This window comes from Enterobacter sp. C4G1 (assembly GCF_052886895.1).
Map to the genome: position 1 here is coordinate 1,393,526 of NZ_JBQVVV010000002.1, position 12,213 is coordinate 1,405,738.

Consider the following 12,213-nt stretch of genomic DNA (forward strand, 5'->3'; position numbering starts at 1 on the left):
CTGTAAGTATACGGCTTACCACCATGCATGAAAATGATGAACCGGCCCAATACCGTGACCCACTTCCAGAGTATCGGCTTTTGCCAGTGCCGCAGAGAGCCAGGTTTTGGCCTCCTGCACCGTATCGGCCCAGGAGTTATGTCGCGGGCGCAGTGCCGCCAGCGCCGCCGAAAGCGTACAGCCCGTACCGTGCGTATTTTTGGTCTGCACCCGCGGCGCGGTAAAACGCATTTCTCCGTCACAGGTAAAGAGCCAGTCCGGGCTTTCGGCATCATCAAGATGGCCGCCTTTCATCAGCACCGCGCCACAGCCCATTGCCAGCAGCGCACTGCCCTGCTCTTTCATCTCGCGTTCATTGCGCGCGTGCGGCGCATTCAGCAGCGCTGCGGCTTCTGGCAAGTTTGGCGTGATCAACGCCACCTGCGGCAACAGTTTTTGTCGCAGCGTCTCGACAGCAGAAACAGACAGCAGCGGATCGCCGCTTTTGGCCAGCATCACAGTATCAAGCACCACGTTTTGTATCTGGTAGCGTTTAAGCCGCTCGGCCACCGCTTCGACAATATCTGTCTCCGCCAGCATCCCGATTTTTGTGGTGTCGATGCGCACATCGCTGAACACTGAGTCCAGCTGCGCTGCGACAAAATCAGGCTCAATGCGATAAACCGACTGCACGCCGCGCGTGTTTTGCGCCACCAGAGCAGTGATAACAGAACAACCATAGGCCCCCAGCGCCGAGAAGGTTTTCAGATCGGCCTGAATACCCGCGCCTCCGCTTGGGTCAGTGCCGGCAATGGTCAGTGCATTAATCCGCTTCATGCCTGTTCCTCCAGGGTGTAAAGCGCATCGAGAAACGCGCTGGCAAAGCTGCCCGGGCCGCGAGAATGTTTAATGGCGACCATTCCTGCACGCTTCATAAACCCACAGGCTGCCGCCACGTTATCCAGCCTATCACCTGGCAATGAGCAGCTGGCGGCCACCACCGCCGAAAGCGCGCATCCGGTTCCCACAACGCGCGTCATCAGCGGATCACCCCCTTTCACCGTATGGGTTCGCAGCCCGTCAGTCACATAATCGACTTCCCCGGTAACCACCACGATGGCGTTGGTCTGTCGCGCCAGCGCTTGCGCCGCGGGCAACGCGCTTGCGGCCGTATCGGTGGTATCAACGCCACGGCCACCGGCACTCATTCCGGCAAGCGCCAGAATTTCCGAGGCATTACCGCGAATAGCGGCAGGTTTGAGCGCGAGGATTTGATGGCAAAATCGGGTACGGAACGTCAGCGCGCCGACCGCAACCGGGTCGAGCGTCCAGGGTTTACCTGCGGCAACGGCGCTCTCTATCGCCCGGCGCATCGACTGCGCGCGGGGGGCGGTAAGCGTGCCGACATTAATCAGCAATGCATCTGCAAAAGTAGCGAACTGTTCAGCTTCTTCCGCTTCAATGACCATCGCCGGAGAAGCACCAAGCGCCAGCAGCACGTTAGCGGTAAAAGTTTGCACGACATCGTTAGTCATGCAGTGCGTGAGCGGGGAACGGGTTCGGAACTGATGTAAAACGTGTAAGTCGAGCAGGTCAGGCTGCATGGTGTCGCTCCTGCCTTGCGTGAAGAAGCGATGACCGGGAAGGCATCTGACTTCCCTACGCTGGCATTATCCAGATCAGGTAATACGGGTATTTCTCAGCCTTCATCGAAGAAGGGCACCCCGAGTCAAATTACACAAAATAATGTAACAGAGGCAGACTAAGGTAAGCTGCACGCAATAGCAAGCCCTGCCCCTTTCAACATCCCCAGCGATACCCACGCTAAACAATCAAATTTTTATCCATTATTTTTTGCCGCAACTATTTTTAAATGCATACATTTAATGTTATTGATTTATGAGTAATTAAACGCTCAGCCTGATTTATTCCGCTTGTGCGCCACTCACAAATACCAATTAAAAACAATGTGTTACGACAGTAATATTCATGTAGTCATAGGCTTATCTAACAGTATCAAATGTGATCTACATCAAAATGGAGTCAGTCCTGATATTGGATAGTTGTCCTCCGTAACCAGTGTCGCTACTAAAGAAACGCATACTAAAATAAGCTCTTCGAAAATTCATAATATTTACGATATTCCTTAATCGCCATATTGATACTGTTCGATGAAATTAATTATATATAGCGCAATAGTTTCTTTGTGCCTGGTCGCGACGGGCATTTTTATTGGCATGATTTATTTTACGCAAATAAACCAGTGCTTATAGTTGTCAGGTAAATAAACGAATTGACTCTGTGTCGTTTTCAATAATCAAGGTCATATAATGAAAAAATTAGTGATGATAGCCGTGGCCCTTTCAACGCTGGCAGGTTGTACAACCCAGGCGGATCGGATGGCGAAATGCGAAGCGCAGGGCATCAGCCGCGATACCTGCTACCTTGCCGAGCAAAACCGGACGGCAGCGGTAAACGCAGCGGCTGAAAAGCAAGCGATGGAGAATGCCGCAGCAGCGGTACAACATGCGCAAGAAGCCAAGATCCACGATCCCATGCGTGAAGCCTCGTTCTCATCGAACGGACTTAATGCCACCATTTCGAACGGCTTTTTTAGCGCAACGGTTAATAGCAAAAAAGCGACCGTTAAACGCTTAAATGCAAATTTTTATGAAATACATGGTAACGGATTTGTTATATCCATTAGCCTTGATGAGAACGGTATTACGGATGCTTCGTGGAATAAAACCAAAGGACGCGAGCACGGACTTTTACAGGTGACACAGAAATAACGAAGCGGAGGAGGCAATAAGCCTCCTTTTCCAGCAAAAAAAGGCACGATTTGTAACACTCTCCCCCCGACTTTTACGGTCACAGCGAAGTCAGCGTAACGTGCTGTTTTTATTACCCGGAACCCACTACTTTCATTCTCAAAACGAGGATATTCCTCCCCCTGAGCGCCATGTAACAAAACAGTAAACAAATTAACCATTGAGCCCCGTGGCAAAAGGCTCTATATTGGCGGCGTTTTTTTCAGGCCCCATCTGTTTTTTAACTTTTTATTCAATCGTGGCTCATAACGAAGCGGCGGTTGTAGGAGTGATATGATGACGGATAAAGTCCGTATTGACACCGTAGATGCCCATAAAAGCAACGAAACCTATCTGGCCCGTCAGGCCGAGTTTGAATCTAACGTCAGGAGTTATCCGCGCAAGCTGCCTTTAGCTATCACTAAAGCAGACGGCGTGTGGATCACCGATGCAGATAATAAAGAATACCTTGACTGTTTAGCAGGCGCAGGCACCCTTGCGCTTGGCCATAACCACCCTGATGTGCTGAAAAGCATCCAAAATGTCATTACCAGCGGCTTGCCGTTACATACATTGGATCTGACTACGCCGTTGAAAGACGCGTTCTCCGAATATCTGCTGTCTCTGCTGCCTGGTCAGGGCAAAGAGTATTGCCTGCAATTCACCGGCCCATCTGGTGCTGATGCTGTTGAAGCAGCGCTGAAACTGGCGAAAAAAGTTACCGGCCGTAGCGGTATCATCAGCTTCTCTGGTGGCTACCACGGTATGACTCACGGCGCACTGTCCGTGACCGGCAACCTGTCTCCGAAAGAAGCGGTTGACGGCATGATGCCAGAAGTTCAGTTCATGCCTTACCCACATCAGTACCGTTGCCCACTGGGTATCGGCGGTGAAGCGGGCGTGAAAGCGCTGACCTACTACTTCGATAACCTGATCAACGACGTAGAAAGCGGCGTGCGCAAACCTGCTGCCGTTATTCTGGAAGCGGTTCAGGGCGAAGGCGGCGTGAACCCGGCTCCGGCTGAGTGGTTGCAGCGCATCCGTAAAGTGACTCAGGAACACGGCATTCTGCTGATCCTCGACGAAGTTCAGGCAGGCTTTGCCCGTACAGGTAAATTCTTCGCCTTCGAACACGCAGGTATCGAGCCAGATATCATCGTGATGTCCAAAGCTGTTGGTGGCGGTCTGCCACTGGCCGTGCTCGGTATCAAAAAGCAGTTCGATGCATGGGCACCAGGTCACCACACCGGTACTTTCCGCGGCAACCAGCTGGCGATGGCAACCGGTCTGACGACGCTGAAAATCCTCAAAGACCAGAACATCGCAGGCAAAGTGGCTGCACAAGGCGAATGGCTGAAAGCACAGCTGGCTGAGCTGCAAAAACGTTATCCGGTAATCGGTCATATTCGTGGTCTGGGCATGATGATCGGTATCGAGATCGTTAAGCCACACGAAGCGGCTGACCACATGGGTTGCTACCCGGGCGATGGCGAGCTGTCTGCGCTGATTCAGAAGAAGTGCTTCGAAGCTGGTCTGATTCTGGAACGTGGCGGTCGTAACGGCATTGTGCTGCGTCTGCTGCCTTCTCTGCTGATCAGCGATGAAGAGCTGAAGATCTTCCTGGATAAATTCGAGCAGGCACTGCTTGCTGCGGGCGTTCGCCCGGCGTAACCGGAGTTATTGATTACGATGTCTGATTCAAACCCAATTTTGTTCTCCTCTGCGCAGAGCATTGAAGCTTACCAGCAGGCGATTGAACAAAGCACTCAGGCTGTGATGCAGTGGCTGAAACAGCCTGAGATGTACCAGGGCAAAACGGTCGCAGAACTGCGCGACCGTATTAAGCTGGATTTCAACCCGAAGGGGCTGGGCAACGACGCGGCGATTGAACGCGCCGTTGAGTTCTTCCTGAAAGACAGTTTGTCCGTTCATCACCCGCAGTGTGTTGCGCACCTGCATTGCCCAAGCCTGGTGGTAAGCCAGGCCGCGGAAGTGCTGATTAACGCAACTAACCAGAGTATGGACTCCTGGGATCAAAGCCCGTCCGCAACCATTATCGAAATCAAACTGATTGAATGGCTGCGTACCCGCGTGGGTTATCAGGCTGGCGACGCAGGTGTCTTCACCAGCGGCGGCACCCAGAGCAACCTGATGGGGCTGATGCTGGCACGTGATGCGTTCTTTGCGCGTCTGGGCCACTCTGTCCAGCAGGACGGTCTGGTTGGCGATCTGCGTAAAATTCGTGTGCTGTGCTCCGAAAACGCGCACTTCTCCGTGCAGAAAAACATGGCATTGATGGGCCTGGGTTACCAGTCCGTGGTACAGGTGAAAACTGACGAATTCTCCCGCATGGATCTGACCGATCTGGCGGCGAAAATTGAGCAGTGTAATGCCAACGGCGAACAGATCCTGGCGATTGTCGCGACAGCAGGTACTACCGATGCCGGTGCTATCGATCCGCTGCGTGCGATTGCTGAGCTGGCGGCGAAGCAGAATATCTGGGTACACGTTGATGCGGCCTGGGGCGGCGCATTGCTGATGTCTGAGCAGTATCGCCACTATCTGGACGGTATCGAGCTGGTGGATTCCATTACCCTGGACTTCCACAAACAGTTCTTCCAGACTATCAGCTGCGGCGCGTTCCTGCTGAAAGAAGCGCGTCATTATGAGCTGATGCGCTATCAGGCTGCGTACCTGAACTCTGAGTTCGACGAAGAAGCTGGCGTGCCTAACCTGGTATCCAAGTCTCTGCAAACCACGCGTCGTTTCGATGCGCTTAAATTGTGGATGAGCCTGGAAGCACTGGGTCAGGAGCAGTACGCTGCTGTCATCGATCACGGTGTGACCCTGGCGCAGCAGGTTGCTGCCTATGTGAAAGAGCAGTCAGCTCTTGAACTGGTGATGCAACCTCAGCTGGCAAGCGTGCTGTTCCGCTTCCGTCCGCAAATGCAGATGGATGATGCGGGCATTGCGCTGCTGAACCAGAAAATCGGCGATGCACTGCTGGAATCCGGCCGTGCCAACGTCGGTGTCACCGAGCATAACGGTATCACCTGCCTGAAGCTGACGCTGCTGAACCCAACCGTGACGCTGGAGGACATCAAAATCCTGCTGTCTCTGGTTGAGCGTACTGCGCAGGAAGTTCTGGCGAAGTAATATCCCTAACGGGTGCGAGCATTCGCCCGCACCCGTTTGTTCTTGCCCACCCTTTATCTGTTTCCCGCCCTGCGTTTTTTCCCTTTCGCGTAAGCAACCTTCTCATAATCATCGCCTTGCAGATTGTAGCCTGCACTGTAATAACTCACTGCCGATCTCACCACGTCATTGACGATAACGCCCTTAATATTCACGTTCATTTTTTGCAGTCGCCGCGTACAGGCAAGCATCTCTTTCACACTGGTGACGTTATAACGCGCCACCAACAGTGTCGATGCAGCAAGGCTTCCAACCAGTGCGGCATCCGTCACTGCCAGGATAGGCGGCGTATCAATAATCACCATGTCATAGCGTTCACTGGCCCACTGTATAAATTTGCGGAAGCGATCGTGCATCAGCAATTCCGCGGGATTTGGCGGGATCTGCCCGCAAGTCACTACATCAAAATTCGCGGTTTCATAAGTCTGGATTGCCTGCTGGAATGACACTTTCCCGGAAAGAACGTCGGATAACCCCGCATCATTTCTCAGCGGAAAAATGTTGTGAACATAGCCCTTACGCATGTCGGCATCCACCAGTAATACCCTCTCCCCCACCTGAGCCACCAGTGCCGCCAGGGTGGTACTGACCAGCGTCTTGCCGCAGTTTTGCGTCGGCCCACTGAACATCAGAATGTTGTTTTCAGCCTCCATCATCGCAAAGTGCAGGCTGGTTCGCAGCCCACGCACTGCCTCGACGAAAATATCCAGCGGTCTGTCGATGGGTAAAAAGGGTACGTTAGTGGTTTTGTGTTTCTCGGCAGCGCCAAAGAAATGCACTTTCGGGATCCGGGTTTTATCTCTCAGCCAGGATGAACGGGGCAGCGTGGCATAGACGTTCATCCCGTGGGCTTCCAGCAGTTCCGGGGTATCTATCCCTTTCTTAAAGGCTGCTTTCACCATGACCGAACCGGCAGACAGAATCAGTCCTATCAGCGTTGAGAGAAGAACAATCAATAACTTACGCGGCTGAACAGGTTCAGGAGACATAAGCGGCTCATCGATAATGCGCACATTACCTATCGTACTTGAGCGGGAGATATTCAGCTCCTGCTGGCGGGTCAACAGTTGCTGATAGATAGCCCGGCCTGAATCGACATCACGGCTAAGACGCAATATTTCTTGCTGCATTGAGGGCATTCCCGAGACACGCCTGCTCAGCCTTGCGCGTTCATTCTCCAGCGTGTGCCGTTTCTCGCGCAGGGCGCGGTAGCTTGGGTGATCTTTCTTGAAGTGCTGCGAGATTTCCGCCTCGCGAAATGTCAGTTCATTGAGCTGATTATCCACATTCACTATTTGCTCGAGCACAGATTTCGCCTCAAGACTCAGGTCAACCGAGTCACGTTGCTGGCGATAAGTATTCAGGCGTTTTTCTGCCTGTTCCAGATCGGCCCGCACGCTGGGCAGCTGCCGCTGCAGGAAATCCAGACTTTGCGAATCCTGGGCAGCCTGGCGGGCGATGTTCTGCTGAAGATAGTTATCGGCAATGCTTTTCAGTGTCCGGGTGATAAGCTCCGGGCTAGCGCCCGTCAGGCTCAGGCTCAGAATGCCGCTGTCTTTTCCCATCTCTTTTACGTTAAAACGCGTGGTCAAATCATTGATGGTTTGCGGTAAAGAACGCTGTTTTACCTGAAAACGCGTGCCCACCGGGGCGTCTAGTTCGCTGACCAGCAGCGATACGCCAGCCATTTTCAGCAGTTGTCCTGTTTTTCCCTGAGCGCGGATCCCCGCAGCTTCCACCCGAAAACGGTTTTGACCTTCGGCAATGACAGTCAGGTTTTTGTCACCGGCTTGCTGAGCCGGGAATTGCAGGAATGTCAGGCTCAGCGCGCCCGGTTTTTCACCGGTAAGCCTGGCCCAACCGGCCCCCAGAATCGGGAGTCGTGACTGAATGACCTGATAACGTAAACCGAGATCATCGATGGTTTTTCCGAGGATCATGCGCGATTTGAGCAGCTGTATTTCCGCCATTGAGTCTGGCGTATAACCCGGCGTCAGCTGGTTAAGAGACTTCAGCAGGCTGTTTTGTTGTTTGTCCTCAATCTGGATCAGGGCATCAGCACTGTACTGCGGCGTTGCAAACAGCGTGTACATCCCCCCAAAAAATGCAAAGCAAAGGGTGACGAAAATAATGCGCAGCCGATGGTCAAACAGTTCGGCGAAAAGACGCCCCATATCCAGCTGCTGAATCTCAGTAGATTCGCCGTAGGCATACTCATTTTTCGATAACATCGGTTAATCCTTTACCTGTTGAGCCGTCTGGCCCACTCCTGACTTGCCCTGACCAGCAGGTCAAAAACGTATTCAAATGCATCCGGACTTTTACAGTACGGATCGGGTATTTCTTTGTTATCAAGCCACCGTCCAAACAGCAGGCTTTTGCCTCGCATCTCGGGGGCAATCGCTGAGATATAATTTAATTGCCGGCTCTCCATCACCAGGATCAAGTCAGACTGGCGCATCATCGCGTGCGTCAATTTACGCGCCACATGTCCCTGCAGCGAAACACCGTACTGAAGGATCGTATCTGCTGCGCAGCAGTCGGCAGCCTGTCCTTCAAGACCATTAATTCCTGCGGATTCAATGCGGATAAGGGGAAAGTATTTTTGCAGCAGACGCTCCCCTGCCGGGGAGCGGCAGATATTGCCAGTGCACACAACCAATATTGACTGGATAATCATTGTGGCCACGACTTGATATAGCGGACCGTTTCGGTCAGGTCGTGAATACCGCTAATCGTTGGTACCAGCTGGCTGACGATGCGATTCCAGCGCGAAAGTGGCGCTGTGGTGACATAGACAATATCGTAGGGCTCAAGCTGAAATTCAGCACTCAGAACCATGGCTGAAGCATCCCGCGCGTTCAGCTGGTACACCCTGGCTATTTTCTCTTTGTCGCTGCTACGCAACACGGAACGAATAACAAAGATCCCACTGGCATCCGCCATATTCATATTTAGCCCACCGGCATTTCCCAACGCCTCGGCAAGGGTCATGCCACTGCGATCCATTTTGAGGGTGCTCTGTTTAACCACCTCCCCCATGACGAAGACCTTCAGGGCATCATTACGCGGAATAAACAGAATATCGCCCGGTAATAACAGATGATTCTGTGTTAAATCGCCATGCTGCATAAGCGCATAGAGTGAAATGGGTGCATCTTTACCCTCATGGGTTAACACCACGTGACGCCAGTCAGCATCTGCAGACAAGCCGCCAGCTGCGTTCACCGCGTCCATCACGGTCAGTGGGATGTTGGTGATCGGCTGCTGCCCTGATTTCACCACTTCGCCGGTGACATAGGCTTTTTGCGAGCGGAAAGCGGCAATGCTGACATCCACCTGCGGGCTTTCAATCACCTGCTCCAGGCGCGCAGTAATACTGTCGCGCACCTCCGCTATCGTTTTGCCTGCTACTGATATTTTCCCCACATACGGATAAAACAGCGTCCCGTCTGCCCCAACCCAATTTCCGGTATCGCTGGCACTACGGTATTGCCCGGCAGGTGTGGTCAACTCAGGGTGATCCCAGACTGTAATCATCAGTACATCCCCCGGACCGATACGGTATTCCCACCGCTTTAGTTGTTCGTCCAGTCCAGGATTAGTCTGTGATTTCAGTGGCGCAGTGCGCAGGTTTTCAATAACTGAAGGTGTAAGAGGATAAATATCGACTCTTTTATTCAGATCAAATTCTTCGTCAATAACCGGGGGCTTATTTTTTCCGAATGTATTTAAATACTGCCCCGGTGCCATCTGGCAGCCCGCGATAAAAATGGCCGATATAAGCAAGGGAATTCTTATTAATTTCATTTTTTATATTGATGATAGGCATGGGTTAATCGCCTGAAATATTTAGGAAATAAATATTAAATATCAGCGAGTGATAAAGTCTGCATCCTAAGTTAGAGGGTGTGCTAATACAAGAATTGCGCCCAACAATAATAGAAATTCAGAAAGCGACCCGAAAAACTATCCAAAAAACAGGCAGGTAATAGAAATTAACGGAAACAGCGCTAAGGAGAATAAACAGACTATTACAGCGAGAGTGGAGTGTTCGCTCGTCCGATAGCCAGCGCTATCACATCGCTCTTTCTGATAAAGACAAGACACAACCATTTGTTACATTTTTTCTCAAACGAGTCACACTGCCAGTCATAAGATACACTGTTTCTGGCTGGTCACGGAACCACAGGCCAGATTATCGCTAAATGAAACATCGGAGAAACAATGTCGAAAGGTAAATTACTGCTTCTGGGCGCGTTGATGTCAGTTGCAGGTATCGCGTTTTCCGCGCCAGAGGCGGCGGCAGCCCCTGCGGGCATCCAGGCATACGCAGAACAAGAGTTCATTGCCGATTTCACGAAATTCAAGATCGGTGACACGGCGCCTGCGCTGTACCAGACACCGGAATACACCATCAAACAGTATCAACTGCGTAACCTTCCAGCACCGGATGCGGGCACGCACTGGACCTATATGGGCGAGAATTACGTTCTGATCGGTGATGCCGATGGCAAAATCTATAAAGCGTACAATGGAGATATTTTCTATCACCGCTGATTCAATAACGATCCGCCCGTGGCAGGAAAGCGACCGTCCTTTCCTGCGCACGCTCTACCTACACGCGCGCCGTGATGCCTGGCCGTGGTTAAACAGTTCGCAATGGCAACCTGAAGACTTTGACGCAGCAACCCGCGACGAAGAGATTTGGGTCGCTGTGCAAGACGGCCATCGCCTGGGTTTTGCATCCATCTGGATTACCGATAACTTTCTGCACAACCTGTTTGTCGACCCGCAGTACCAGAGTCTGGGCGTGGGACGATTGCTACTGGAACAGGCGCAAAAGACGTTTACCAGTACCGGGGCATTAAAGTGTCTGGTGAAAAATAAACGGGCCGTCGTCTTTTACCAGCGCCACGGCTGGCATATCGAGGCATCGGGAGATTCTCCGGACGGAGAGTATTATTTGATGCATTACCGGTTGCGTTAAAAGTCGGGTGGCGGCTTCGCCTTACCCGACCTACGTGATGAGCCGGGTAAGGCGAAGCCACCACCCGGCAATCCAGCTGAAATTACACCGCGCGGAAGGCGATTTCACCCGGAATGACTTCACCCTGCCAGTAGAGTTGCGCCGCAACGCGTCCTGCCAGCTGGCGATACATATCAGCAAATTCACTTTCAGGGCGGCTCACGACCGTCGGTTTACCGCTGTCCAGATCTTCACGCAGCGTAATGTGCAGCGGCATCTGACCAAGCAGTTGAGTGTGATATTGCTCAGCCAGTTTCTCTGCGCCACCGGTGCCAAAGATTGGCTCATGGTGTCCGCAGTTGCTGCAAATATGCATACTCATGTTCTCGACAATACCGAGCACCGGTACGTCCACTTTCTCGAACATGACGATCCCTTTTTTGGCATCAATCAGCGCGATATCCTGCGGCGTGGTCACCACAACGGCACCAGTAACCGGAATGTTCTGCGCCAGAGTGAGCTGAATGTCACCCGTACCCGGCGGCATATCCAGAACCAGGTAATCCAGATCGGGCCACATCGTTTCCTGCAACATCTGCATCAGCGCTTTACTGGCCATCGGGCCACGCCAGACCATCGCGTTATCGTCTGTTACCAGATAGCCAATCGAGTTGGTTGCCAGGCCATGCGCCATTATAGGCGCCATGTGCGTACCATCTGGCGAAGTTGGACGTTGGTTTTCTGCGCCCAGCATGTTGGGAATCGACGGGCCGTAGATATCAGCATCCAGAATACCCACTTTTGCCCCTTCGGCAGCCAGCGCCAGCGCCAGGTTTACCGCCGTGGAGGATTTACCCACCCCACCCTTACCGGAGCTGACCGCGATGATATTCTTCACGCCGTTCACACCCGGATGGTTTTTCACCCGCTTAAGCGTGGCGATGTTGTGGGTCAGCTTCCAGTCAATGGCTTTCGCCCCGGTGATGCGCAGCAGATCAGAGCTGCACTCCTCTTTTAACGCATCAAAGGCGCTGGTGAACACGAACGGCATTTGCAGTTCAATGTGCAGCGTTTCATCCAGCCAGGCGACATGATGCAGCGCTTTCAGCGTAGTGAGATTGTGCTTCAGGGTTGGATGCTGAAAATTAGCCAGGATCCCGGCAACCATTGCGCGTAGGACTTCCGGTGATTTGGCCTGGGATTGCGAACTCATCCCGACTCCTTTGTTCTTGTGAATAAGACCTTAGTTGAACAAGTTTA

The 12,213-nt window shown here is 52.5% G+C and carries 11 protein-coding genes and 1 riboswitch; of the genes, 5 read left to right on the forward strand and 6 right to left on the reverse strand.

From position 1 onward, the window contains the following. Positions 1–15: 15 nt before the first annotated feature. Complete coding sequence (gene thiD / locus ACT9TW_RS20590) at positions 16–816, reverse strand: bifunctional hydroxymethylpyrimidine kinase/phosphomethylpyrimidine kinase (protein ID WP_446493554.1); 801 nt, start codon at positions 814–816, stop codon at positions 16–18. Next, a complete protein-coding gene (gene thiM / locus ACT9TW_RS20595) occupies positions 813–1,583 on the reverse strand; it encodes a hydroxyethylthiazole kinase (protein WP_446493555.1) in 771 nt (256 codons plus the stop codon). The genes thiD and thiM overlap by 4 nt, the downstream gene beginning before the upstream one ends. Positions 1,584–1,618: 35 nt before the next feature. Continuing rightward, a riboswitch (TPP riboswitch) is annotated at positions 1,619–1,716 on the reverse strand. A 593-nt stretch (positions 1,717–2,309) separates the two neighbouring features. Between thiM and ACT9TW_RS20600 the strand changes: the two genes are divergently transcribed. The 3 genes from ACT9TW_RS20600 to ACT9TW_RS20610 all read left to right on the forward strand — a co-directional run bounded on the left by ACT9TW_RS20600 (position 2,310) and on the right by ACT9TW_RS20610 (position 5,945). Beyond that, complete coding sequence (locus ACT9TW_RS20600) at positions 2,310–2,771, forward strand: hypothetical protein (protein WP_446493556.1); 462 nt, start codon at positions 2,310–2,312, stop codon at positions 2,769–2,771. A gap of 312 nt (positions 2,772–3,083) precedes the next feature. After that, entirely contained in the window at positions 3,084–4,460 is a 1,377-nt protein-coding gene (locus ACT9TW_RS20605; protein ID WP_182061721.1) for a diaminobutyrate--2-oxoglutarate transaminase, read from the forward strand. Between the two features lie 18 nt (positions 4,461–4,478). Next, a complete protein-coding gene (locus tag ACT9TW_RS20610) occupies positions 4,479–5,945 on the forward strand; it encodes a pyridoxal phosphate-dependent decarboxylase family protein (RefSeq protein WP_446493557.1) in 1,467 nt (488 codons plus the stop codon). Positions 5,946–5,998: 53 nt separating this feature from the next. Here ACT9TW_RS20610 and ACT9TW_RS20615 read toward each other — a convergent pair whose 3' ends face one another. From ACT9TW_RS20615 to ACT9TW_RS20625, 3 genes are read right to left on the reverse strand one after another with little or no spacing between them, the layout of a single operon-like run. Next, positions 5,999–8,215, reverse strand: coding sequence for a polysaccharide biosynthesis tyrosine autokinase (locus ACT9TW_RS20615; RefSeq protein WP_446493558.1), 2,217 nt, complete (start codon positions 8,213–8,215; stop codon positions 5,999–6,001). Between the two features lie 11 nt (positions 8,216–8,226). After that, complete coding sequence (locus ACT9TW_RS20620; protein ID WP_446493559.1) at positions 8,227–8,673, reverse strand: arsenate reductase/protein-tyrosine-phosphatase family protein; 447 nt, start codon at positions 8,671–8,673, stop codon at positions 8,227–8,229. Beyond that, positions 8,661–9,794, reverse strand: coding sequence for a polysaccharide export protein (locus ACT9TW_RS20625; protein ID WP_182061724.1), 1,134 nt, complete (start codon positions 9,792–9,794; stop codon positions 8,661–8,663). The genes ACT9TW_RS20620 and ACT9TW_RS20625 overlap by 13 nt, the downstream gene beginning before the upstream one ends. A gap of 417 nt (positions 9,795–10,211) precedes the next feature. Between ACT9TW_RS20625 and ACT9TW_RS20630 the strand changes: the two genes are divergently transcribed. Both ACT9TW_RS20630 and ACT9TW_RS20635 read left to right on the forward strand, forming a co-directional pair. Continuing rightward, positions 10,212–10,544 (forward strand): RcnB family protein, encoded by a 333-nt coding sequence (locus tag ACT9TW_RS20630; RefSeq protein WP_182061725.1) that lies wholly within the window; start codon positions 10,212–10,214, stop codon positions 10,542–10,544. Next, positions 10,519–10,974 (forward strand): GNAT family N-acetyltransferase, encoded by a 456-nt coding sequence (locus ACT9TW_RS20635; RefSeq protein WP_446493560.1) that lies wholly within the window; start codon positions 10,519–10,521, stop codon positions 10,972–10,974. Before ACT9TW_RS20630 ends, ACT9TW_RS20635 begins: the two co-directional genes overlap by 26 nt. Positions 10,975–11,056: 82 nt before the next feature. Here ACT9TW_RS20635 and apbC read toward each other — a convergent pair whose 3' ends face one another. Then, positions 11,057–12,166 (reverse strand): iron-sulfur cluster carrier protein ApbC, encoded by a 1,110-nt coding sequence (gene apbC / locus ACT9TW_RS20640; protein ID WP_182061727.1) that lies wholly within the window; start codon positions 12,164–12,166, stop codon positions 11,057–11,059. Positions 12,167–12,213 lie beyond the last annotated feature (47 nt).